22 protein-coding genes are annotated in these 24,359 nt (G+C 58.2%); 8 read left to right on the top strand and 14 right to left on the bottom strand.

All coding sequences use genetic code 11. The features are described 5' to 3' along the window. Positions 1–34: 34 nt before the first annotated feature. The 7 genes from DNK49_RS18215 to DNK49_RS18185 form a co-directional block, all read right to left on the bottom strand. A complete protein-coding gene (locus tag DNK49_RS18215) occupies positions 35–1,339 on the bottom strand; it encodes a TolC family outer membrane protein (RefSeq protein ID WP_110527885.1) in 1,305 nt (434 codons plus the stop codon). 14 nt (positions 1,340–1,353) lie between these two features. Next, positions 1,354–1,677 carry a rhodanese-like domain-containing protein gene (locus tag DNK49_RS18210; protein WP_110527882.1) on the bottom strand — a complete coding sequence of 108 codons (324 nt, stop codon included), beginning with the start codon at positions 1,675–1,677 and terminating at the stop codon, positions 1,354–1,356. Positions 1,678–1,686: 9 nt separating this feature from the next. Then, positions 1,687–2,340 carry a protein-L-isoaspartate O-methyltransferase family protein gene (locus tag DNK49_RS18205; protein WP_110527878.1) on the bottom strand — a complete coding sequence of 218 codons (654 nt, stop codon included), beginning with the start codon at positions 2,338–2,340 and terminating at the stop codon, positions 1,687–1,689. A gap of 123 nt (positions 2,341–2,463) precedes the next feature. Beyond that, positions 2,464–5,634, bottom strand: coding sequence for an efflux RND transporter permease subunit (locus tag DNK49_RS18200; protein ID WP_110527875.1), 3,171 nt, complete (start codon positions 5,632–5,634; stop codon positions 2,464–2,466). Beyond that, a complete protein-coding gene (locus DNK49_RS18195) occupies positions 5,631–6,734 on the bottom strand; it encodes an efflux RND transporter periplasmic adaptor subunit (protein ID WP_243632434.1) in 1,104 nt (367 codons plus the stop codon). The genes DNK49_RS18200 and DNK49_RS18195 overlap by 4 nt, the downstream gene beginning before the upstream one ends. Then, entirely contained in the window at positions 6,734–7,393 is a 660-nt protein-coding gene (locus tag DNK49_RS18190; protein ID WP_110527872.1) for a TetR/AcrR family transcriptional regulator, read from the bottom strand. Before DNK49_RS18190 ends, DNK49_RS18195 begins: the two co-directional genes overlap by 1 nt. 61 nt (positions 7,394–7,454) lie before the next feature. Next, positions 7,455–7,916: a hypothetical protein gene (locus DNK49_RS18185; RefSeq protein ID WP_110527869.1), complete on the bottom strand. Its 462-nt coding sequence runs from the start codon at positions 7,914–7,916 to the stop codon at positions 7,455–7,457. 153 nt (positions 7,917–8,069) lie between these two features. Between DNK49_RS18185 and DNK49_RS18180 the strand changes: the two genes are divergently transcribed. Both DNK49_RS18180 and DNK49_RS18175 read left to right on the top strand, forming a co-directional pair. Continuing rightward, positions 8,070–9,473 (top strand): aminotransferase-like domain-containing protein, encoded by a 1,404-nt coding sequence (locus tag DNK49_RS18180; RefSeq protein ID WP_110527866.1) that lies wholly within the window; start codon positions 8,070–8,072, stop codon positions 9,471–9,473. Positions 9,474–9,552: 79 nt separating this feature from the next. Continuing rightward, a complete protein-coding gene (locus tag DNK49_RS18175; RefSeq protein WP_110527863.1) occupies positions 9,553–10,134 on the top strand; it encodes a Uma2 family endonuclease in 582 nt (193 codons plus the stop codon). A 107-nt stretch (positions 10,135–10,241) separates the two neighbouring features. Here the strand turns inward: DNK49_RS18175 and DNK49_RS24455 are convergent, their stop codons facing one another. From DNK49_RS24455 to DNK49_RS18145, 6 genes are all read right to left on the bottom strand, one after another. Next, positions 10,242–11,969, bottom strand: coding sequence for a carbonic anhydrase (locus DNK49_RS24455; RefSeq protein ID WP_243632433.1), 1,728 nt, complete (start codon positions 11,967–11,969; stop codon positions 10,242–10,244). Positions 11,970–12,146: 177 nt separating this feature from the next. After that, positions 12,147–12,878, bottom strand: a complete 732-nt coding sequence (locus tag DNK49_RS18165; protein WP_110527860.1) for a class I SAM-dependent methyltransferase — start codon at positions 12,876–12,878, stop codon at positions 12,147–12,149. Next, positions 12,875–13,960: a glycosyltransferase family 4 protein gene (locus DNK49_RS18160; protein ID WP_110527857.1), complete on the bottom strand. Its 1,086-nt coding sequence runs from the start codon at positions 13,958–13,960 to the stop codon at positions 12,875–12,877. The genes DNK49_RS18165 and DNK49_RS18160 overlap by 4 nt, the downstream gene beginning before the upstream one ends. A gap of 47 nt (positions 13,961–14,007) precedes the next feature. Beyond that, positions 14,008–14,877, bottom strand: coding sequence for a glycosyltransferase family 2 protein (locus tag DNK49_RS18155; RefSeq protein WP_110527852.1), 870 nt, complete (start codon positions 14,875–14,877; stop codon positions 14,008–14,010). Further along, the gene (locus DNK49_RS18150) at positions 14,874–16,820 is read right to left on the bottom strand and encodes a hypothetical protein (protein ID WP_133255124.1); all 1,947 of its coding nucleotides are present in this window, start codon (positions 16,818–16,820) and stop codon (positions 14,874–14,876) included. The genes DNK49_RS18155 and DNK49_RS18150 overlap by 4 nt, the downstream gene beginning before the upstream one ends. A gap of 11 nt (positions 16,821–16,831) precedes the next feature. Then, positions 16,832–17,251: a pilin gene (locus tag DNK49_RS18145; protein ID WP_110527845.1), complete on the bottom strand. Its 420-nt coding sequence runs from the start codon at positions 17,249–17,251 to the stop codon at positions 16,832–16,834. 221 nt (positions 17,252–17,472) lie between these two features. On the opposite strand from DNK49_RS18145, the gene DNK49_RS18140 reads away from it, so the two are divergent. The 6 genes from DNK49_RS18140 to DNK49_RS25175 all read left to right on the top strand — a co-directional run bounded on the left by DNK49_RS18140 (position 17,473) and on the right by DNK49_RS25175 (position 24,060). Beyond that, positions 17,473–18,552, top strand: a complete 1,080-nt coding sequence (locus DNK49_RS18140; RefSeq protein WP_110527842.1) for a glycosyltransferase family 4 protein — start codon at positions 17,473–17,475, stop codon at positions 18,550–18,552. Further along, positions 18,549–19,442, top strand: a complete 894-nt coding sequence (locus DNK49_RS18135; protein ID WP_110527840.1) for a glycosyltransferase family 2 protein — start codon at positions 18,549–18,551, stop codon at positions 19,440–19,442. Before DNK49_RS18140 ends, DNK49_RS18135 begins: the two co-directional genes overlap by 4 nt. Before the next feature lie 95 nt (positions 19,443–19,537). Then, on the top strand, positions 19,538–20,875 hold the full coding sequence (locus DNK49_RS18130; protein WP_110527837.1) for a flippase: 1,338 nt from the start codon (positions 19,538–19,540) through the stop codon (positions 20,873–20,875). A gap of 136 nt (positions 20,876–21,011) precedes the next feature. After that, positions 21,012–21,782 (top strand): hypothetical protein, encoded by a 771-nt coding sequence (locus DNK49_RS18125; protein ID WP_133255123.1) that lies wholly within the window; start codon positions 21,012–21,014, stop codon positions 21,780–21,782. A 2-nt stretch (positions 21,783–21,784) separates the two neighbouring features. Beyond that, complete coding sequence (locus tag DNK49_RS18120) at positions 21,785–22,894, top strand: polysaccharide pyruvyl transferase family protein (protein WP_110527831.1); 1,110 nt, start codon at positions 21,785–21,787, stop codon at positions 22,892–22,894. Positions 22,895–23,205: 311 nt separating this feature from the next. Next, entirely contained in the window at positions 23,206–24,060 is an 855-nt protein-coding gene (locus DNK49_RS25175; protein ID WP_368737412.1) for a glycosyltransferase family 9 protein, read from the top strand. Between the two features lie 155 nt (positions 24,061–24,215). Here DNK49_RS25175 and DNK49_RS18110 read toward each other — a convergent pair. Next, positions 24,216–24,359 (bottom strand): transposase (locus tag DNK49_RS18110; RefSeq protein WP_165843373.1); only part of this gene is annotated, 144 nt, incomplete at its 5' end.

Genomic DNA, 24,359 nt, shown 5'->3' with positions numbered 1-24,359 from the left:
AGGAATCCCGCCGGAGTGCTGGCAGGGAGCGTTCTTAGGGCGCCAGTAGTGCGTTGATGGCCTGAACATCGGCTTCGTCCAGCGTGCCAGCGGCCGCTTTCAGGCGCAGTTGGGCCAGCAGCGTGTCGTAGCGTGCGCGAGACAGCTGTTGCAGCGTATCGGCAAGCTGGCTCTGGGCGTTGAGCACGTCGATGTTGATCCGCACCCCTACCTCATAGCCCAGCTTGTTGGCCTCAAGTGCCGAGGTCGATGACACCCGGGCTGCCTCAAGTGCGCGAACCTGTGCCAGACCGCTGGTGACCCCCAGCCAGGACTGACGGGCAGCAAGCGCGGCGTTGCGGCGTGCGTCTTCGAGGTCGGCGTCCGCCTTGAGCTTGAGTGCGGCAGCCTCTCGTTCGCGCGAGGAGATGCCGCCGCCCTGGTAAAGCGGGACGTTGAGCTGTAGCGCGAGCGAGGTGCTCTCGTTGCGGTCGAGTGCCGTGGAGGGGCGGTTGTTGCGGGCGTGGGTGGCGACCAGATCTACCGTGGGAAGATGGCCTGCCCGGGTACGTTCGACTTCGCGGGTGGCGATTTCGCGGTTCAGTTGCTGGGTCTGCACCTCCAGCCCATCGCGTTCTGCTGCGCTGACCCAGTCGCTGATGTTGTCCGGCTGCGGGCGCTGCAGTGCGACCCCCTCACGTAGCGTTGCCAGTACGTCGGGCTCCTTGCCGATGATCTGAGCCAGGGTCTGGCGGCTGACGTCCAGTGTGTTCTGGGCGGCAATTTCCTGCGCCTGGGCGAGGTCGAAGCGCGACTGGGCTTCGTGCACATCGGTGATGGTGACCGTCCCCACTTCGAAGCTGGTCCGGGCAATTTCCAGTTGCTCGGCTGCTGCGGTACGCAGTTGGGTGACGGCGGCCAGCGCGTCCTGGGCGTTGAGGACGTTGAAGTAGGCTTCCGATACCCGCAGGATCAGGTCCTGCCGTGCTTGCATGAACTGGGTGTCGGCCAGCGCAGTCTGTAGTTCGCCCTGCTTGTACTGCACCCAGTTCTGCCAGCGGAACAGCGGTTGGGTCAATTGCAGGGCGTAGCCATTGCTGTTGTAACGGGCGTCCGCATTGATGCCGGTACTGGTGCGTGAATCGACATCGTTCCAGGTGGTGTTGGCCGAAGCACCCAGGCTGGGCAGCAGACCGGCACGACCCTGGATGACTTTTTCCTGACCCGCTTCAAGCTGTGCGCGTGCGGCGGAGAATCTGGCGTCGTTGGCGAGTGCGTCACGGTACACCTGCATCAGATCGGCGGCGCTGGCACCTCCGACGAACAGGCTGGAAAGACAGACCGCTATCACTCGCTTCATCAGGTTCTCCGGGTTCAGTACTGGGGCATCTTGGGGTCGACTCGGCCAGCCCATTCGGCGACGCCGCCGCTCAGGTTGATGACCTTGGCGAAGCCCTGGCGTTCGAGAAACATGGCAACCTGGGCGCTACGCCCGCCGTGATGGCAGATCACGACGATTTCGCGCCCCGCATCGAGTTCGTGAATGCGTGCGGGCACCGTACCCATCGGCATCGGTTGCGAGCCGTCGATGTGGCAAAGCTGGTATTCCCACGGCTCGCGAACGTCGAGCAGCAAGGGAGCGGGGCGCTGGGTGTCCTGTAGCCACTGGGCGAGTTCGACAGGTGAAATCTGTTGCATGGTGTGTGCTCAGAAGCGGAAGCTGTCGTGGCGCGGTGCATTGCGCAACATCGGCACCAGGGTCTCGAACACGTCTTCGCTGCGGAAGCGGCCTTCGGCTTCGCAGGTGACCAGACGGGCCTTCATGACGGGCGCTTCACCAACGAAGGCGAACAAGCGGCCACCGACCTTGAGTTGTTCGAGCAGTGATTGCGGGATGAAGGGCAGGCCGCCCGACACCACGATGACGTCGTAGGGGGCGCGTTCGGCCCAGCCCTGGGCGGCATCGCCTTCTTCGACGATCACGTTCTCAACGCCATAGCGCGCCAGATTGGCATGGGCAAGCTTGACCAGTTCAGGTTCGATATCCACCGTGCGCACCCACTCGGTACGGGCTGCGAGCAGGGCAGCGAAGTAGCCCGACCCGGCGCCGATCTCCAGGACCGAATCGGTCTTGTGCAGTTGCAGGGCTTGCAGGATCTTGCCTTCGATGACCGGCTTGAGCATGACCTGACCGCAGCCGATGGGGATTTCCACGTCGGCGAAGGCAAGCGAACGCGCGCTTGCGGGCACGAATTCCTCGCGCTTGACCGTCATCAGGAGGTCGAGCACGGTTTGATCCAGCACCTCCCAGGGGCGGATCTGCTGCTCGACCATGTTGAAGCGCGCTTGTTCGAAATTCATCAGGGACTCCTGGCGAAATATTAGCACACGCTAATGTTTAGCGTATCCGAAAGAAAAACTTTCGTATTCTAGCCCACTTGGTGCACTGCACGTATGGGTTCGCTCGCATGTGCTGGAACGCCCTCATGCCGTCTCCGGTGTGGCAGGACGCACCCGATACCAGGCGGCATACAGCGCTGGCAGGAACAGCATCGTCAGTACGGTTGCGACTGTCAGCCCACCCATGATGGCCACTGCCATCGGACCGAAGAAAGCCGAGCGCGACAAGGGAATCATCGCCAGGATGGCAGCAGCAGCGGTCAGCATGATGGGACGGAAGCGGCGTACGGTGGACTCGACGATGGCCTCCCAGGGCGGATGTCCGGCCTGCAGGTCCTGTTGGATCTGGTCCACCAGGATTACCGAGTTGCGCATGATCATGCCGGACAGCGCAATCGTGCCGAGCATGGCGACAAAGCCGAAGGGCTTGTTGAAGGCGAGCAGGAAGGCTGTGACGCCGATCATGCCCAACGGCGCAGTCAGGACCACCATGAAGGTGCGCGAGAAGCTCTGCAACTGCAGCATCAGTACGGTGAGCACGGTCAGGATGAACAGCGGAACACCGGCCGCGACCGAACTGCCGCCCTTGCCGCTTTCTTCCACTGCGCCGCCCACATCCAGCCGGTAGCCCAGTGGCAGCGCCTGGCGGATTTCCGCAATGTCACCGGCCAACTGCGCCACGACCTGCGCGGGCTGCACGGTGCCGTACAGGTTGGCCCGTACAGTAACCGTGGGAATGCGATCGCGGCGCCAGATCACGCCCTCCTCGAAGCCGTATTCCACCATCGCGACTTGAGCCAGGGGCACGCTGTGACCGCTGGCAGCGGGAATCATCAGGTTGGGCAGCTGGCTCATGTGCAGGCGTTCGTCGGCGCTGCCGCGCAGCATGACCGACAGTGTCTCGCTGCCTTCGCGGAACTGGGTCAGCGTCGTGCCCTGCAAGGATGTGGTCAGCAGGCGGGCGATGTCCTGGCTGGAGACGCCGAGCAGGCGCGCCTTGTTTTGGTCGATGTGCAGGCGGATGGACTTGGAGGGTTCTTCCCAGTCGAGGTGCACATTGGAGAGTTGTGGGTGGGTGCGCATCGCGTCCGCAACCTGATGGGCGATGCGGCGCATTTCCGCGAAGTCATGGCCGCTGACCCGATACTGCACCGGGAAGCCGACCGGCGGGCCATTCTCCAGGCGGTTGATCATCGCCCGTAGTGGCCAGGGCTCTTCGGCAAACAGCTGTATCAGACGGGTGCGCAAGGCCTCGCGCTCGTTGCTGCCTTTGGTCAGGATGACGAACTGGGCGAAGTTGGTTTGTGCAAGTTGCTGGTCCAGCGGCAGGTAGAAGCGTGGGCTGCCCGCACCGACCCAGGCAACGTAGTTCTCGATGCCTTCCTGATTGTCGAGGAAGCGTTCGAGGCGCTTGACGGCGTCTTCGGTGGCCTGATGCGAGACCCCTTCGGCCAGACGCAGGTCAACCAGCAGTTCGGGTCGGGTGGAGTCCGGGAAGAACTGCTGCGGTACCAGGCGCGCGAAGGCGACCAGCGACAAGGCGAAAATCAGCACGGTTAGGCTGATGACCCACCAGCGGTGGCGCACGCAGCGATCCACCAGCGCGCGGAAACGGTTGTAGAACGGGGTGTGGTAGATCGCGAACTCGTCGTGTGTGGGATGTGCTGCACTTTCATGGCGAGCCATGCGTGCTGCCAATGCGGGCGACAGCCGGCCTGCCAGGCGGATCAGCGGGGAGCCGCGTCCTTTGTTCTTGCGAAAGTCCGGTAGCAGGTAATAGCCCAGATAGGGTACGAACAGGACTGCCGCGACCCAGGACACCAGCAGTGCGATCACCGTGACCTGGAAAATGGAGCGGGTATATTCCCCGGTGGCTGATGCGGCGGTGGCGATCGGCAGAAACCCGGCGGCGGTCACCAGCGTGCCCGACAGCATCGGCATTGCCGTGGAGGTGTAGGCATAGCTGGCGGCGCGGACACGTTCCCAGCCCTGTTCCATCTTGGTGGCCATCATCTCGACGGCGATGATGGCGTCGTCCACCAGCAGGCCGAGGGCAATGATCAGCGCGCCAAGCGAGATCTTGTGCAAGCCGATGTCGAACAGGTGCATGAACATGAAAGTGATGGCCAGCACCACCGGGATGATGATCAGCACCACGATGCCGGTGCGCAGGCCCAGCGAGATCAGGCTGACCGCCATCACGATGACGACCGCCTCGATCAGCACCTTGACGAATTCGCCCACCGAACTGCGTACCGCACGCGGCTGGTCGGCTACGCGTTCAAGGGTGATGCCTGCAGGCAGTTGGGCCTGGATGCGGCTGACCGCGTCGTCCAGGTGTCGCCCCAGTGCGACGATGTCACCACCTGCCCGCATCGAGACACCGATGCCGAAGGCGTCGTGGCCCATGAAGCGCATGCGCTCGCCAGGTGGGTCGGCCAACCCGCGGCGGATGTCGGCAATGTCACCGAGGCGGAAGCTGCGCGTACCGACGCGGATGATGGTGTTGCCGATGGCGTCGAAGTCGTCGAACGCCCCGTTGGGGCGCAACCAGATGCGCTCGGCCTCGGTTTCGAAATGACCTGCACCCGTCACGCTGTTCTGGCTGGACAGTGCCCCTGCGATGTCGGCGATGTTCAGGCCCAGCGTTGCCAGCTTGCTGTTGGAAAGTTCGATGTACACCCGCTGCGGCTGCTCGCCGAAGAAGGCCACTTTGGCTACATCCGGTACGCGCAGCAGTTCGCCACGGATGGCATCTGCCTGGCGCTTGAGTTCGGCATGGGGGACGCCGTCTCCCAGTAACGCAAAGAGATTGCCGTAGGTGTCACCAAACTCGTCGTTGAAGTAGGGGCCGCGCACACCGTCGGGCAAGGTGCCGGCCATGTCGCCGACCTTCTTGCGCACCTGATACCAGACATCATCCATCTGATGTGCTGGCGTCGAATCCTTGGCGAGGAAGAAGATCAGCGCCTCGCCGGGTTTCGAGTAGCTGCGCACGAAATCGACCTGGGCGACCTCCTGCAACTTCTTCTCGATGCGATCGGTGACCTGGCGGGCCATCTCGTCCGCACTGGCGCCAGGCCATTCGGCGCGGACAACCATGACCTTGAAGGTAAAGGGTGGGTCTTCGGACTGGCCCAGGCGGGTGTAGGAGAACAGCCCGATTAGGGTCAGTGCGATCAGGAAATACATCACGATCGACGGATGGGCCAGCCCCCAGGCCGAGATATTGAACCGGCTGCGTGGGCTGCTCATCGGCCGACATCCAGTGCGGGTTGACTGCCTTCCTCGATGGCACGTACCGGCTCACCTTCGGTCAAGGTGTGGGCGCCCGCGACCACGACGCGACTCCCTGCAGGGAGGGGGGTGCTCAGCATGGCGCCATCCTCGCGATAGGCGGTGACGGTGACGGATGTGCGTTGCACCAGGCCTTGCGCATCCACCAGCCATACCGAAGTTTCGTCGCCGACCTTGCTGACTGCGGGCAGCGGCAGGGTCTGTGTCACCGTGGTGCCAGAGGCAAGGGCGACGGTGGCGGTGGTGCCAAGGGGCACGGTATTGCCGTCGGCGATGGACACGCTGACGGCAAAGGTTCGGCTGGCCGAGTCGGCTGCGGGGCTGATCTCGCGAATGCGGCCCGTCAGTGTGCGCTCTGCATCCATCCACAGCCGGATCTGCGCCGGCATGCCGATCGACAGTGCCGAAATGCGGCTTTCAGGTATCGCAATCCTTACTTCGCGCTCGCCAGGCCGCGCCAGGCGGACGACCCCCTGACCCGTGCTCATGACCTGGCCTGCTTCTGCCAGTACGGCGGTGATGATGCCGTCACTGTCTGCCTGCAATCGGGTGTAGTCGGTCTGGTTGGCTGCGCGGGCTGCGTCGGCACGCGCCTGCCGGACGCGTGCTTCGGCGGCCTGGAGTGCGGTGCGCCGGCTATCGAGCGCTGACGCGCTGACGAACTGGCGTGCGAGCAGGGCCTCGGTGCGGGCGAGTTCGCTCCGGGCCAGGCTCAGGTCCGCTTCTGCTGCCGCCAACTGCGCGTTGGCGGCAGACGCTGCCAGCTGGATGTCGACGGGGTCGAGGCGGGCAAGCGTTTGTCCTTTGCGGACGGAGGTGCCGACGTCGACGAGTCGTTCAGTCAGTTTGCCGGGGACGCGGAAACCCAGCTCGCTTTCGTAGCGTGCGCGGACCTCGCCGCTGTACACCTGCTGGGCTTGGGCGCCCGCGTCGGCTCCCACCGTGCGTACGAGCACGCTGCGGGTGATCGGTTGCGGGGGCGGAGGTGGGCTGCACGCGCTTAGGCTGGCAAGGGTGAGCAGCAGCATGGCGAGGGGTCGGATGTGGGGAGCGGGCATCACGCGTTGTCCTTGCGTGTTTCTGAGGTGAGAAGGCCGTTCAGCACCAGGTCGATATGGGCTTCGACGTAGGCGCGGGGGTCGATGATGTGGCTGCAACAGGTCGCAAAGGAGTGACGCCAGATCGCCAGGTGCACCAGCGGGGCAATCATCAAGGTGTCGATGTAACGGGTGTCGACCGCGCGGAACATGCCGCGATCGATGCCGGTCTGAATGACGGTGCGCAACAGTGCCAGACCACGCTGGATCACTTCTTCGTCGTAATAGCGGGCGACCTCGGGGAAGTTGCCGGCTTCCGACATCATCAGCTTGGAAATTCCGCCCAGTGCCGTGTTGCCGATGTCCTCCCACCAGCAGTTCAGGAAGGCGGCCAGCAATGCAGGCGGATCATCCAGTTGCTCGGCCAGCATCGCTTCGCCGGCCTCGATGGCGGGGATGACGCCCTCGCGGATCACCGCTTTGAAGAGGGCTTCCTTGCTGTCGAAGTAAAGGTAGAGCGTGCCTTTCGAGACCCCCGCCCGGGCCGCGATTTCGTCAAGGCGTGTGGCGGCGTAGCCCTTCTCGACAAACAGTGCGAGTGCGGCTTCTGTCAGCTCCTGTGGCCGTGCTTCCTTGCGGCGTTGACGAGAAGGGGGGGCTGAGGGCGGTCGGGAAGGCATGCTGGGTCTTTAATAACTGACTAGTCAGTCATTAAAGACCAGTTGTCAGGTATCTGGCAAGTCAATTTTGCATGACGGCTTCACCTTGCGCGTGCAGCACCCTGACGCGACTGCGGCATCCGGTCTGGTCGGGCAAGGGCATGGCGTAGATGCCCGATCCTGTCAGTCGCGGCGGCGCAGCATCATCGGCCGTCCAGCTGCTGACGGTCTTCAAGCTGCGGGCGTCGATCGCCACCCCACCTTGACGGCTCCATAGCAACAGACGGTTGCTTGCCACGTCCAGCGCCACCGACTCCGGGCAGAGCGTGGGTGGCAGCTTGACCTGACCAAGCGGGGTGATGCCGCTACGCAGCGAAAAGGCTTCCACCTGCCCGCGTGCTGCATCGACGCGGTAGAGGGATTGCATCTCCGGCCACGCCAGCTCTACGGTTTCGCCATAGTGGGGGTTGCCGCATGCGATAGCCATGGCAGCGATGGTCAGGATGGCGGGCGCGCGGAAGAAGAGGGGTGAAAGTAGAGGCATGGCGGGCTCCTTGACAATCGACTGTTCGAGCCCAGACACTACCTGACAGTTGAGGGTCTGAAACGGACACAAGGTATGCCGATTCGCTGAATCGTACTGGCCGTTCCGGCAGTACAGGCCTGTTGTGAAGCGCTGCCGCCCAAGGAGAGGAACATGTTGATGGTCAGTCTGGATGGATCGCTGGCGGTGCCGCTGGTCGAGCAGATCGTGGATGCGGTACGCGGCCAGATTGACGATCGCATTTTGCGGCCCGGCATGAAGATGCCGCCGATCCGCAAGTTTGCCGAAAGTCAGCAGATCAGCCGCTTCACCGTGGTGGAGGCCTACGACCGGCTGGTGGCGCTGGGTTATCTGCGATCGCGGCGCGGGTCGGGCTTCTTTGTTTCACCGCGCCGTGAGGGGCAGCAGGGGCGAGCTCAGGCGCATGCCGACCGTGCCGTGGATGTCGCATGGCTGATGCGTCAGGCGCTGGACGATCGCCCCGGCCAGATCAAGGCCAGTGCGGGCTGGCTGCCGGCTGACTGGCTCGACGACGAGGGGCTGCGTCGCCATCTGCGCAGTTTGTCGCGACGACCCGATGCACGACTGACCTGCTACGGCACGGCGCAGGGCTATCTGCCACTGCGCCAGCAACTGCAGGTCAAGCTTGCCGAATTTGGCATTGGGGCGGCGCCTCACCAGATTGTCCTGACCGAGGGCGCGACCCGCGCGCTCGACATCATTGCGCGCCACCTGGTCAAGCCGGGAGACACTGTACTGGTCGATGATCCCGGCTACTTCAACTTCTTTGGCAACCTGCGCCTGCAAGGGGCCAAGCTGGTGGGCGTGCCACGCAACATCGATGGGCCGGACGTCGATCAACTCGAGGCCCTGCTGGCGGTGCACAAGCCGCGGGTGTTCTTCACCCATTCGGTGCTGCACAACCCCACCGGTGCGAACCTGTCGCCGGGTGTGGCCTTTCGCATCCTGCAGTTGGCCGAGAAGCACGACTTCCTGCTGATTGAGGACGACACCTATGCGGACCTCCATCCCCATGCAACGACCCGCCTGGCCAACCTGGACCAGCTGAACCGGGTGATTTTCGTCGGCAGCTTCTCGAAGACTCTGTCGGGTAGCTTGCGGGTTGGGTTCCTGGCCGCGCGCCCCGACCTGGCAGCAGAACTGACCGATGTCAAAACGCTGACCACGGTGGCGTCGAGCGAGTTCAACGAGCAGCTTATCTACCAGATGCTGACCGATGGCCACTACCGCAAGTACATCGACCGGCTGCAGGGTCGCCTGGCGCAGGCAACCGACACCTGCCTGCGCATGCTGGATCGTGTTGGAATGGAGGTCTATCTCGAGCCGAAGGGTGGCGTCTTCCTTTGGGCCCGTCCGCCAGGTATCGACGATGTGGCCGAGCTGGCCTCAACCGCCGCGGCGCACAACATCATGCTGGCCCCCGGCAAGGTGTTCCGCCCGCAGATGCAGCCCAGCCCGTGGCTGCGCTTCAATGTGGCATTTGCGGCTGTGCCCGAGGTGGAGCGTTTCATGGGAGAGGCGATGGCGAGGGTGTAGCGCGGGGGTAGGCTGCGAGCCGCCCGGTTTGGCTCTACACTAATGACATGTACCGAGCGTGTAAGCGGAGGACTGCAGCATGGCATTACCTGCAACACTAACGGCTATGACCCGCGCCGAGTTTCTGGCTTGGGAAACGGTGCAAGCCGACAAACATGAGTATTGGCAGGGCGACGTGTTTGCCATGGTGGGCGCGCGCCAGGTGCACGTGATCGTGAGTCTGAATGTCGCAACACTGCTAAAGGCGCATCTGCGCGGAACATCCTGCCGCGCATACATGGCTGATATACAGCTTGAGATCGCCGCTGCCGATGCCGTGTTCTATCCGGATGTTCTGGTCAGTTGTGATGCCGCAGATCTGGCTGCCGACAGGGTATTGCAGCACCCCAGAGTCATCATCGAAGTGTTGTCCGAAAGCACAGCGGGCTACGACCGTGGCGCGAAGTTTGCTGCCTACCGTCGTCTGAGCAGCTTGCAGGAGTACGTCCTGATTGATCCCGACCGGCTCACGGTTGAGATCTTTCGCCGAACGGACAACGACGACTGGCTGTTTTCGACTCACGACAGCGCGCGTGGCTTGGTGTTGAAGTCCATCGACTTCGAGGCGTCGTTGGTCGACGTGTTCGAGGATGTTGGTACGGATCCGTCTCCAACTACTTGAGTAAAGATCTTTACATGCTTGCAGCACTGCCCAGGTCGCAGGTGCTGCCCATCAAGTGCGTGGAGCCTGCACGCGGTCTTGAGGCACAAGTTGTACTGGATGCAACTTCAGCGTGACTCCAGCAGCAAACGTCCATGGCTTGGCTGGATCGGGCGGGCGTTGCGCGGGTGCAGGCGGGTGAAGATTGCCAGTTGATCCTCTGACAGCGTCACCGGCGTCTTGAGTACCACCCAGATCACGCCCTCGGTGCAGGGGGGGGTGGTCAAGGAGCCACTGTACAAAAAATGGCCCGTGGCGGTGGGTATGAAACCATTCAGGTCGATGGTTGCATCCGGCGCATAGGTACTGCCGCGCTCAAGCGGTAGATGGTTGAGCAGCGTTTGCAGCATGTCGTTGGCGCTGTCGCCGCGTTCCAGCAGCACCCCCAGCATGGCAACCTCACCCTCTGCGTTGCGATGGTAGAAGTTCACCTCCATGTCCGAGGCGGCGCCACCGACGCGTTCCCCTGAGGGTTGATGCAGTGTCAGGTGCTCCAGGGCGTAACGTTTGCCGCGTACCTCCATGCTCATGCCGTCGCCAAGCTGTACGCGCAGCATGTTGCCGGTGTCAGTAATGCGGAACTGGGTGGCGCGGTAGTCGAACTTGACCGGTTCCAGATCCACCGCAATGCCGTTGCGCAGGTCGATGGGCGATTGCCGGACGCCCTCTTCACAGATCCGCCAGTCTGGCCGCAGCTTGCCCCAGCGGTCTGGCCCGGTCTCACCGGTATAGCTCCAGCCGGTCAGTGCGGGCGTGGTGGAGGGTTGTGGCGGTGAAGGTGGAGCGACAAGGGGTTCTGGTGTTGAGGCTGCGGGGCGGGCAGGTGTGGGCGCAGGCCGCACCGGCCGCACGGGTCGCGCAGCCGGGGTTGTTGTACGGGCAGGGCGTGTCGTGGGCGCCGGGCTGCTTGCCGGGACAGGTGCCAACGTTGGCGCCTCCACGGTAGCGACGGGGGGCGTTGCTTCAACTTCGGTTGCGCTAGGGTTGGTCAGCAGGGGGGGCGGGGTGATCGGCTTGATGTCACTTGTAGCGCTCGTTGCCGACGGCGTAATTGGGCGGGGCGCCGATGCATCGGACCTGGCGGCCTGTTCCGCAAGGTTAGGGCGAATCGACGGAATGGCAGGTGCGGTCTGGCTGGTCGGCGTGCTTGCAGCAGGCGTTGGTGTGGTCGATTGCGGGCTTGCCTCGGTGGCGAGCTTTTGTGCGGGGGTGAGCGGGGTGCTGGTGGGTGCGTTTGGTGTGCTGGCTGCTGCAGGGGCGCGCGCGGCGGGTGTCGTGGGTGGGGGGGATGCCGTTGCCCGGGGCGGTGCGGGCTCCACTGCACGTAGTGGCGGCACGGGCCCCGTCTGCGGTCTGGCTTCGGCGGCGGCCTTGCCTGCGGCGTCGGCCAACTTCTCCAGATCGCCCATGCCGCCGCCTGCGGGACGGCACACTTCACGCCACATCCGCTCATCCGCCGAATTGCGCGCAACCATCACCGGCGTCTGGTCAGAGACAGACTCCTCCTTCAGTACCCGCTCCGCTCCATCCAGATACACCCGCTTGATCGTGACAAACGAGCGATTCAGGCAGTCGTAACGATTCAGCGCCTTGACCGTCCGGTAGCCTTCACGTGCTGCTTCGTCATCGGCCAGTACGATACGCCCCCAGGACACCTTGGTGCCACGATCGGAGTCGAAGATGCTCGCCCGGTCGATCTCCACCTTGCGGCCACGGTCGCTGAGCACGAGTTGCCAGTCGGCGGCGTGTGCGAGTACCGTGGTGCAGCTTAGTAGAGCAGCGACCAGAAGCTGCATGCAATGGTATTGGGCCCGAGGAGGAGGCATGGCTAGGCGTCCGGGGGAGTCTTGTGACTGTTACGGCCGCTGATGGGGAACCTTGAGGGTACCGTGTAATGTTGAGAGTATGTAATGTACGAAAAATGCTACCTGGTAGACCGGCGATAACTATATTGATTTTATGTATTTCTGAATTTAGCGTAGATGCTCAATCCTGTATATCAACGTTGGAGTCACCGACTTGAGTAGCATGAGAGCCCAGTCGGGCAGTAATCCGATCCATCGTGCCATCCCGTGCGCCCCTTCTATGGCAAGAGTCTCTCGGATCGATTCGATGTGTAAATGCTTGAACGCCAAGTTGGCATTCTTCAGCAGATTTTCCAGTTCGTTGGTGCTTAGTGGTTCGCAATCGTAGAAGTCGCCCTTTCTTGTGAGCTTGAGATAGGGGGTACGTAGTGCGTGTGGTAGCCAACTTAGGAAGGGGAGACGGTAGTGTGGCTCGTTGACCATCCATCGGTTGGGTACGGCGAGATACCCCAATCCCGAGGCAGCCATTACGCGGCTGACTTCACGGAGGTGGTCGGTTTGGGCTTCACGCTCGCCGACATGCTCGATTACGTGATTGCTGATAACGATGTCGAAGTATCTGTCGGCAAACGGTAGCTTGGTGCCGGAGATCTGCACGAAGGTATAGCCAGCCGATACCTTGCGTATATCCACGATGTCGACAGACGTTACCTCCAGTTGGAGCGCATCATGGGTTGCAAAATAATGTGCTATGCCGCCGTTGCCGGTACCGATGTCGAGCAGACGTAAGGGTTGAGTTCTGTCGGCGAGACTGAGCAGACGCTCAATCTTTAACCCTTTCGCGCTGCGCGACGCAACGTCCAAGGGGGCATGAGCTTTTCGCGTGGCGGTCGATGTCATGTCTCACCTCGCCTTGAAGCCGGTTTGATCGCAGCTTCAATACGCTCGCCAAAGCGGGGCCACGCGAATTGTTGCGCGAAAGAGCGTATGGTGGTCTCGTCCAGGGGGGTGTCTAGCAACTCAAGTACCGCAGCAGAAAAAGCCGCGCTGTCACCGGGTGTTACCAAGCGACCGCTGACCCCTTCGCCGACTGCGTCGACTACACCTCCGCAAGCATAAGCGACGGTAGCGAGACCATGAGACGCAGCCTCGACCGCAACCATTCCGAAACCCTCCGGATCTCTAGCTCGGTGCCTTACCGGAAATACGTGGAGATCTGAACCCTCGTATGCATCCTGCAAGGCGCCTTCGTCCACGCTTCCCAGGAGCAGCAGATTCGGGCCAACGCCTGCCAAATCCGCGGCTGCTAGGATGCTTTCTGGCGTCTGAGTCTCGGAGAACAAGGCATTCTGGGGAATGCTGCCGATAATGACGAGTGTCGTCTCCGGGCACCGCTCGACAATGAGCGGAAGAACGTCGCTGACGAATTCACGAAGTCCCTTTCGGGCCGCAAGGCGCCCGACGGACAACAGAACTTTGCGTTCCTCGAGTGCATGTGCTGTGCGAAACCTTGTTCTAGCTTCTGAATCAGATGGGAGCAGGTTTACGCCTGGTGGAATGATCGTGATCCGTTCTGCGGGCACGCCGGCCAGCAGTGCAAATTCTGCTGTAGCGCGACTGTTGGCGATCACGACATCCAGTCGTCGTATGATGGGCAACCAGATCGCTTGATACACGGGATGAGGTACGGTGAGATCGAGTCCATGTACATAGCTGCACGCCCGTGCCCCGGTCAGCCTGGCCGCCAACCATGCTAGAGGGGCGGTCAGGCCACTGCCAGCGAACACGATATCTGGCCGCCTAGTGACTGCTTCCCGAAGTGTCTTCCACAGCGCTACCAGTAGAAAGCGGCTTAGCGGACGTAGTGGAGCTTGCCGAACAACAACGTTGGGCAATCGGCAGGTCGCGCCTCGTGGCGCCACCAGTTGAAGCGTGTTGTTTCTGGACAGTTCGCAGACAAGGTTTTCTGCCAAGCGCTCCATGCCACCACGAAGCGGTGGAAAGTTGCGGGTAACGACCAGTATTCGTGTCACTTCCGTGAATCGCCAGTGTCTTTATACATTAGTGCGGTGATCTGCTCAGAGATCAGGCCCATCAGGAAGGTAACAGCCGAACCTGTGTAAAGAAGGGCACTCATGTTCGTGAACCGACCAAAGCTAAATAGCGTCCATACGTACCAACCCGTAGCTAACACGAACATCAATAGGGCGACAGGGGCGAAGATCTTGAGTGGTGAGTACAGTGTTCCGATCTTGAAAATGATCATCAGGAAACGTGAGCCGTCGTGCAGTAGACGGATATGGCTTTTACCGATCCGTTTTGCGGCGTTGATCGGTAAGTACGAGACTCCGTAACCGGCGCGGAAAAAAGCCATGGTACAGGTGGTGGGATAAGAAAACCCGTTGGGTAGCAGATATAAAAATTCACGAAATTTGTCCGACCGGACCACACGGAAGCCGGAGGTAAGGTCTTCAATCTTGTGTCCAGTCATATAACTGGCGAGACGATTGTAGATGCGGTTGGCAAGGCCGCGTCCAACGCTTGCCTGAGATCCCACCTTGCGTGAGCCGACAACCATGTCATAGCCATTTGCTAGCTGCGCCAACAGTCGAGGAATGTCCCGCGCGTCATGTTGGCCGTCGGCATCCATGAAAACGATAAATTCCCCTGCGGCTGCACGCGTCCCGGTCTTGATGGAGGCGCCGTTCCCTTTGGGAATGGGATGGCTGATGACGACTGCCCCCGCGTCTTCTGCGATCTGAGCAGTGTTATCGTTCGATCCATCATTGATGACAATTACCTCCGCTTCAGGCAATAGATCTTTAATGCTATCGAGTACCGATCCAATTGCATTCGATTCGTTCCGCGCCGGGAGAACGATTGACAGCTTCTGCGTCATTGGGTGCTGGACTCCACTTCGTCGATAATTGGCGTTGCAGACAGAGGTCTTAGTCTCATTTCAGCCTCTTCGACTCTTGAGATTAAGTCATGCCACTCCTGCTGAGAAACAGCATTAGGCTTTGATGCACCCTTGATAAGTCGCAGCAGTGCGGTAATCGATTCATGGTCATTTTGCGTGACGGCTGCTTCTAGCACGAAGCCAACTGTGCTGAAAGATTTAGTATAGTTCAAAGCCTCGAGCCAAAAATGCAAAGCACTATCCAAGTCGCCTTCACGATAAGCTGCTAATCCAATTAGCATGAGCATGTTGTGCGAAATTGCCGGACTGCATGTGTAGGCCTCTTGCTGCAAATAGGCACTGGCAATCTGCGCGAGAGATTCATGTGTTACCCCGGTACATGGGCGGCGACCTATTGTTGCGGCAAGGTGCTCTAAAATATCAGTACTCCAACCTTCGTATGCGAGATTAGATATCGACCACAGCACATCTTGCACCAGTTGTGAGTGATCGTTGTTGGGGTTGGTTTGGCAGGCGCTAAGTAGGCGTTGAAGCCTCAGGCCGGTGCTGTCCCGTTCATTGAGAAGAACGTGGTCAAGATATGCCTGCGCTTGAGCAAGGCCATACCGATCGTCCAATACATACGCAAGATTCAGGGCTGCTCGTGTACTACCGGGTTGTTCTTTTGCCCAGATCTCGGCTGCGAGTTCCCGATCACCCCACAGCGAGGCGTTCATCCAGGTTACTGTTGCAATCACCACGGCGTAGAGGATTAATCCGATTCGTTTGGTGCGGATCGGTCCCGAGCTGCAATGAACCCATCCAACAATTGCGAAAGTCGGGAGCAAGGCAGGCAAGTAGTTTCGATGAGCAAAATAGGGCTCCAGTGCAACCCAGCCTGACTCCATCAAATGGCCAAAAAAGAACCAAGCTGCCGCAAGTGCTGTCAGGCGCCAACCAAGCCTCCACATCACCCAAGGCGATAGCATCAGCCCGGCCCAGATAGGCAATCCAACATGTAATGCGTCACCGTACTCCCCTATATTCTGAAAACGAAATGGATTGAGCTCTCCCAGCGTCGGCAGAACAAGTCCTTTGATATACACCATCAAGATTAACCCTTGGCTCCCCAGACGTTGCCACACATCGAAGCCTCGCGCTATCTCGGTGCATTGTCCCCAGATCGCGTGTCGAAAGAGCAGTCCTAGAAGTACCAGGCAAGCCGATGCCAGCACCCAGAAGGTCAGGCCCGGGCGCCTTACGGAGGCGAAATGCAGGATTCCAGCTTCCAGGATAAGCGCATAGGCGACAATCAGCGCGCCACTTTCCTTGCTCAGGATTGAGAGGGCGCCAGCGAGCGCAATGGCGCCAAGCGCGATCCATTGTCGGTGCCAACCAGCATTTGCGGCACCTCTGAGTTTCAGATAACTTATAAGGCCAACCAAGATCCAGGTGGTAGACAGCAGGCTCATTCGCTGAACTAAAAAGAACACAGTTGAGTTCAGAAGAGGCATGCTTGCCCAAATCAATGCGGCCATCCAGGCGATACTGAGATTCGTTGGGTTACTTATATGTAGGCGGTTTCCGATAAGCAAAAAAAGCCAGAGAGCGAGAAGCGCATTAATTGAATGAAAAGCGATGTTCCATGCAAGGAACTCGGTCGGCTCTGGCCACAGGTCATGCTGCAGCGCGAAAGTGGCCATCGAGATGGGGCGGCCCAGTGGTCCGGCAATTCCGCCCTGAATCCACTGAATCGCACTGGTTGCATCAGAAATTGTCCGCAGACCACTCAGATTTGCACGATCATCAAAATGGACGATGCCGGGAAGGGCCGGTGTGAAGATGAGATAAATAACAAGCGCTAAGGCTGCGGGGCCAAATAGGCTGGTCCAGAAAACAAAACGCCCGCCATTCCTGGCGGGCGATGAATCTACTGAGAACACCTTGCGATGTGTCAGCGGCAGGACGAGGGACGGAACTTCGCGGCAATGGTTCCGCCACAAGTCCAAACCACTTGCCCGGTTGTGCCGTTATAAACCGCAGATAGTTCGATGGTTTGACCATCCGGGACATTGGCACCAACGGATCTGGATGTTGCAATGATCTTACGGTTATCCCCATCCCATTCCACGCTTTCAACATACCTCGATTCCTGGGTCGGGACCGAGTAATCAGAGGCTGGCAGCGCGCCTAGCGTCGAAGCAGCTTCTGAAATGTTCGTACGGCCCGAGGATGCAGCCAACATCACCTCCGAAACTTTGGCTCGGGTAGTGTAGTCTTGATAGGCCGGCAGTGCTACCGCAGCCAGGATGCCGATGATCGCAACGACGATCATCAGTTCGATCAGAGTGAAGCCTTGTTGCATTTTCTTCATGATGATTCTCCTTGAAGGATGAAGCAGGGACGCAAATCGTATCCTGTTCACGATGGTTCAAGCAAATAGTATGCCACACTGCATGCTCCGCTGGAGCGTTGTTCTTGCGTCAGGTTTCTGTCAGTGTTTGACCTGATTGCGCCGAAGAATACCATTAGAATGTCAAAATTCGACATAGGTTATCAAGTCTTGATGGGCATGCTGCTCTTCTATGGGCTGAGATGAAGACTCACCTGCTCTGCAAACGCTTCTATACTAATAAGGATCTGTTGCGGGACCGCTTTGGTCGCTTGTTTCATTTGCCTGTCCGTCTCGCTGGCGTGGGTAATCCGACGGCTGTGACTGCGATTGACTACCGCAACGCCCGTCGCGATGAGGTGATTGAATGCGGGGTGCGCTTTCGGACGGCTCCGGCGACCCCACTCAAACTGCCTACGTTGCTTCCGCGTCTTCATGGGCTGTTGGTGGAGGATTGTCCAGACGTTCTGATCGCAAGTGGGGACAGTCATATCGGGTTTCTCGGACTTAGGTTGGCGCGGCGCTTGCGAATGCACTTCGTCTTTGACGTTTACGACTACTATCCTGCGTTTGCTGGAAATCGTATTCCGGGCATGAAGGCCATGTTTCGGTATGCGGTGCGTAATGCCGATCTGGTCCTGTGTGCAAGCTCGGTGCTGCGTGATCGGCTTGCGGAGGTGAATCCGCGTTGTGTCCTGATTGAGAACGGTTTCGATCCTGTTTTATTTTCATCGGGGGAAGCGAGGCAGGCGCGCGAGGCGTTGGGGTTGGCGCTGGATGAGCAGATTGTGGGCTACTTCGGGTCTTTGACGCCTTCGAGAGGGCCATTGTTGATTGAGGCTTGTCGCCGTCTGCGCGAGGGTTATCCAAGGCTGCGTCTGTTGCTGGCCGGCCCGGTGCTGGATCTCGCCTTTTCCGAGCCGTGGATTACCTATCTGGGTGTTCAGCCTCAGGAGGCCATTCCGAACATGATTCGGGCATGCGATGTTGTTACGCTTCCGTATACTGATGATCCTTTCAATGCCATGGCAGGGGCTTGCAAGATTGCCGAATACCTTGCCTGTGGCAGGCCGGTTGTTGCCACCCGTGTTTCCGGACATGTGGAAATTTTTCAGGATGCGCCGGATGGTCTTTGCTTGCCTAATGTGGACGATATGATTCGGGCGCTGCGGGCGCAACTCGACGCGCCGAAGGTGTTGCCTTTTCCGCGCAATATGACTTGGGACGCCATTGCCGCAAAACTACATGCCGAGCTTGTGCAGTTGGGTGTGGCGACTCAATGACGGCCTCTGTGCCCTCTCTTCATATCGTTATCACCGACTTCAATGGTTTCGGGCAGACCAAGCTGTGTCTGCAGGCCTTGAGGTCCAGCTTCGATCGTGACTTTCATGTCATCGTGGTTGACCACGGCACCACGGATGACACCCGGAGGGCGCTTGAGTGTCACTTTCCTGAGGTGACTCGCTTACGTGGGTCTCCAGAGTTATGGTGGGCTGGCGCGACCAACCTTGGTGTGCGCAAGGCGTTGGAGTTAGGCGCGGCACGTGTCATGCTACTTAACAACGATTGTTATGTGACGCCTGAGACGATAAGCGCACTTGGCGTCATTACTCGGGAATATCCAGATGCGATCGTAGCTCCGGTTCAGCGTGATGCTGCGAGCGGCCGGATTACCTCAATTGCGCCCCGAGACCGCCTCTGGCTGGGGTTTCCTACCGTTTCAGGGGGAGGGATGCTGACTCCTGAAGTCCAGGCGAGAGGATCGATTCCGTGCAGCCTCATCATTGGGGGGCGAGGCGTGTCGATCCCCTCAGGGGTTTTTAATAAGCTTGGATTGTTTGATGAGGTGGGGCTACCACACTATTTCGCGGATCACGACTTCTACTTTCGTGCGCGCAAGGCAGGGATTCCGCTATGTGTTGCTACCCGTTCTGTGGTTGATGTCGATCGCACGCGAACTTCGGTCGCTGATGGTCTTGACGTCTTGAGCTTCAGTGCGTTCGTAAACACACTGACAAACCGGCGTTCCCACCGAAATCTACGCGATGCTATTGTTTTTTTTCGAAAGCACTATCCGATTCAGGGGCTGTACGGTGCTGGTGTCATGTTTTATTTCACTCGATATTTTCTTGTATATCTTGCTAGCAGGATCAGGCGGCTGGTCCGGTTTTGATCCAATTTCGGGTAGGCTGAGTCAAGCAATGCGGACTTTGTTAAAGGGTGGTCAGTTACAGAGGGCTTGAATGAATGTGATCAAGGTTTCTTAAAATGAGACTGATTCCAGTCTTTATTCTTCGCAGAATAGCTGATAGGCAAGGCCTTGTTCAAGTCGTTGATAACATTGGATGGTTGTTTTTTGACAAGATCCTACGACTGGGTGTCGGGCTGTTGGTGGCAGTGTGGATTGCTCGTTATCTTGGTCCTAGCGGGTTTGGTTTGATCAACTTTGCTTTGGCGCTGACCAGTGTGTTTAGCGCGGTCGCAGGTTTGGGCCTGCACGGCATTGTTGTTCGTGATCTGATTCGTGACCCTGGCGGTGCAAGGCTCACTCTGGGTAGTGCGGTTCTGCTACAGGTCATCAGCGGCTTTCTGGCCTATGTGCTGATGCTTGGTGTCAGTGCCTATCTGCGCCCGGATGATGCACTTTTCCGCTGCGTCACTGCCATCATTGGCGGCATGATCTTGTTTAAGGCCTGCGAGGTCGCTGCGTTTCGTTTTGAGTCAAAGCTGCAGTCAAAGTACACAGTGTTGGTGCAAGGAGGTGTATTCGTATTGTTTTCAGGCATGAAGGTTGGCCTTATCTTGCACGATGCGCCGTTGATTGCTTTTGCGTGGGCAATGTTTGCTGAAACGGCATTGACTGGCATTGCGTTGCTTACCGTGATGAGCCGTATTGATCTTCGTCTCAAGACCTTAATGGCCAGTCATGATCGCGTTCGATCTCTGCTAATGGACGGTTGGCCGCTGGCGATCTCCGCGCTTGCCATGATTTTGAACATGCGTATTGATCAAGTGATGCTTGGGGAGTTGATTGGAAATGAGGCCGTGGGAGTGTACGCTGCATCGGTTCGCGTCGCGGAGGCATGGTACTTCATTCCGTTGGCGGTAATCGCATCGGTTTTTCCTTCGGTCTCACATGCAAGGGATTGCAACCGTAGGCTCTATCATGTTCGTCTGAAATTGTTGCACGATAGCGTTGCAGCTTTGGCGTTGAGCGTAGCATTGGTGACGATGTGCATTGCCCGTCCGCTAATGGCTTTGCTATACGGCAAGGAGTTTGAAGCTGGTGGTGAGGTGCTTGCTGTACTTGCGTGGTGTGGTGTATTTGCTAGCCTTGGTTTTGCGAGTGGTCGATGGTATGTGCTTGAGGATTTGCAAAGGCTTGCACTGTTGCGCAACCTTTTTGGTGTGGCGATTAACGTCGTGATGAATGCCTTGTTGATCCCACTCCACGGACCGCTTGGGGCCGCAGTTTCAACGTTGATTGCGCTATGGTGTGCAACGGTGTTGTTTGACGCCTTTGATAAGCGGACTAGAGATATTTTTTTGATGAAACTGGAGGCATTGCTTTTGATTGGCTTGTTTCGCAGGTGGTTTTCCAGATAAGCGGGACGTTTTGGATGGGTGATGGTCGATGTTTATTAGGTTCATGAGTGCATTGAGAGGACTGAAGAGCCTGTTCCGGAACGCTCACTCCAGACCTAATTCCGCTCGGGATGAGGTTGTAGCGCAAAAACAACTCATGTTGACATATCAGCAACTCGATGATGGAGAGCAACTGCCCTTCCGCCAAGTGGGATTCGGCATTTACTCTCAGCACGATGAGGATGGGATACTTGTTTATATCTTCTCTCGTATCGGTGTCCGAACCTGCAAAGCTGTTGAAATGTGTGCCGGCACCGGAGATGAATGCAATGTAGCCAACCTTCTCATTAACCATCGGTGGACTGGCTTGTTGGTCGATGGTAATCCGAAAAACGTCGATCTCGCCCGAGAGTTCTATCGGCGACGTACTGAAACGATGCACTGGCCGCCAACAATTCTACACGCCTGGATCACCCGAGCTAATGTGAACAAGCTACTGCTTGATGCAGGGTATGATGGCGAAATTGATTTGCTTTCGCTAGATGTGGATGGTGTGGATTACTGGTTGTGGGAGGCTATGACAGTCATCACCCCTAGGGTAGTTGTGTTGGAGTACAACCATTTGCTTGGTCCGGATGTTGCTGTCACCGTCCCCTATCGTGATGATTTTGTGGCTGAGTTCACTGAGTTCGGTAGTGACTACGCTGGGGCCTCACTGGCGGCTTTCATCAAGTTGGGACGGCGTAAGGGCTACCGCTATGTGGGCTCCAATACTATCGGCACAAATGCGTTCTTTGTCCGTGACGATGTCCCTTGCGACGCATTACCGGAAGCCGATCCGCACGAAGCTTTCATGCATCCCCGTGTTCGATTTGGTATGGAGGTGCGTCATCCGGGAGTCAAGGACAAGAGGTGGGTGGAGGTTTGAGTATGTCAGCTGCGATTATTACGACGGTGCGTCACAATATTGGCGATGACTTTGTGCGGGAAGGCATCCTTTACCTTTTGAACAATGCTGGTCTTGATTGTGCAGTTGAAGTGATTCATAAGCACTCTCCGGTGACCGTCGTTCGCGGCCTCGAGTTTGTACGCAACTTACACGTTTCTCATGTTCTTGAACCGCTTACGCGTGCTATAGGCTTGAGTAATCGTATTGATGATGCCCATGTACTGATACAGAGTGGCGCCCCGATTTATTGGTGCCACGAGGGTGGGCCTCACTGTTCGGATAATGAGTGGTTTGATCCACTCATTCGCCAGCGATTTTTGCCAAATAGGCGCGACCGTCCCTTTCTTAATATCGCCGGCGGAAGTTGTCAGCGTTATCATTCAGATGGCAGCGAGCTTGAACTCTGTTCAGCCTGCATGAGCTATTTGCGGGAGTTTTTCGATGCCTGCGACTTAACGCTACTCCGCGATGAGTTGGCGCGAAGGATGCTCAATTTAGCAGGACGCGATGCTCGAGTACTGCCTTGCACGTCCATTTTTGCCCGTGATCAATTGAAGATGAGGTCTGAACCGGGGGAGTATATCGTCCTCAATTTCATGGAGAATGGTGGGCACTATACCTTTGGACAAGAGATCGACGCGGGCTCGTGGCGGCGCTTGTTTGTTGAGCTCGCTGGGATCGTGGCAAAGATGGGGCGAGTGGTTATTGCATGTCATACTCCGCACGAGGAAGCGTTGGCGCGGGAGTTAGTGCCAAGCCTTGATCGATTCTTGATCCCGAATGAGCACACTGAATTTATGAAATTTTACTCTAGGGCAAAATGGGGAGTACTCAATCGCGTGCATGGCGCTTTCATGATGGCTTCTTTTGGGCGGCCGGCAGTGGTTGTCGGGAGCGATAGTCGTGCCCGTATGATCGAGAATCTAAATCTTGATGCCTATTTTGTCGGTGACATCTCATCGGCTGCTCTGGAGGGTATCGCCGAGTCTGCGCGTTCTCGTTGCAACGGTTACCTTGAAGAGATTGAGGAAATTCGTATGTCGGCGAGGTTGGCTTATATCGACGAACTCAAAACCGCACTCCAACTGTGACCGTACGATCGGTTTTTAGAGCACTCTTGCTCGAGATTCGAGACAGTGTTTTTCCTATCCTTGACAGTTTTTTTCTGTATGGCCGACAAGAGGGGAAGGGGGGGGTAGCCGTTGTGCGTCTGGATGCGATCGGAGACTTCATCCTCTGGCTCCCATTCGCGCAGGTGTATCGGCAGTTATACCCTGATCAAAAGATTGTGCTCTTTGCCAACGAAGCCTGGGCCGACTTCGCGCGCTCTTTCGCATTTTGGGATGATGTCGTCTCGGTGCGCGTGGACGATCTTGTTTACAGTCCGCTCTACCGGTGGCGGATGCTGTATAACATTTCGAAGTATGGATTCTCCGTCGCCATACATCCTACATGTTCTAGAGTATTGCTCAAAGGCGATAGCTTGGTGCGGGCGACCAAGGCGCATGAGCGCATTGGGTCTGCTGGAGATCAGTCCAATATTTCAGCGCGACACAAGGCCGTAAGTGATTCGTGGTACACACGACTTGTGCCGATGAATCTCCGCTTAATCGCAGAACTTGAGCGAAATGCCGAGTTTTTTCGGGGTTTGGGTGGAGAGAGGCAGCATCTATTGCCGATGGGGGACGTTCCAGGTGGGGAGGTGCATGTCTCAGTCCCTGCTGGGGCATATGTCGTTCTCTTTCCGGGTGCGTCATGGGAGGGGCGAAGGTGGCCCGTTTCACGGTTTGCAGAACTTGCTCAGTGGTTGTTTCGGTCTTTTGGTCTTTGGGTCGTCATTTGTGGTTCTGAAAATGAGCGGCATCTAGCGGAGATGCTGGTGGGGGGCGCTGGAGTCCCGAATATATCCAATTTTGCGGGGAAAACTACACTCGCAGAATTCGCGATGTTGATTCAACGGGCAACGCTTCTGATTGGAAATGAGACATCTGCTATTCATCTCGCGTCGGCGGTTGGCACTCCATCAATCTGTCTTCTTGGAGGAGGCCATTTTGGGCGCTTCGTGCCTTATCCGAAGGACTGGTCGGGATGCCAGCCGCGCCCCGTTTATTTCGTGATGGATTGCTACGGTTGTAACTGGCGTTGCACCAAGCCTCGCGCCCCCGGAGGTTGCGTTCCATGTATCGACGCAATTTCATTGGACGCAGTGAAAAGGGAGGTTAGCAGGCTGATGCATGAATTGCCCCGGGTTTCCTAGGGAACCCCTGGTCAACTGATGTTCTGAGCACTCGCACCCAAGCCAGCCATTTCGCACCGACTCCGATGATCGATTTTTCCGCTTTTCCCGCTGTATTTCGAGGCCGTTTCGGTCTCGAGCACCCATTTCCAGGTGCAGCGGGCGGATTTCGCCCATCAATTCATCAAGGCTTGCCTCGCCAGGTAAAGATTGGTCAGCCCGATCAACGAGAACACCTGCGCGGCGTTCTTCGCGATCCCCTTGTAGCGCACCTTCGTGTAACCGAACTGGCGCTTGATGACACGAAACACATGCTCGAC

This window comes from Parazoarcus communis SWub3 = DSM 12120, from assembly GCF_003226565.1.
Lineage (GTDB): Bacteria > Pseudomonadota > Gammaproteobacteria > Burkholderiales > Rhodocyclaceae > Parazoarcus > Parazoarcus communis.
The sequence above is the reverse complement of the archived record's forward strand: the minus strand, read 5'-3'. Positions and strand labels throughout refer to the sequence as shown.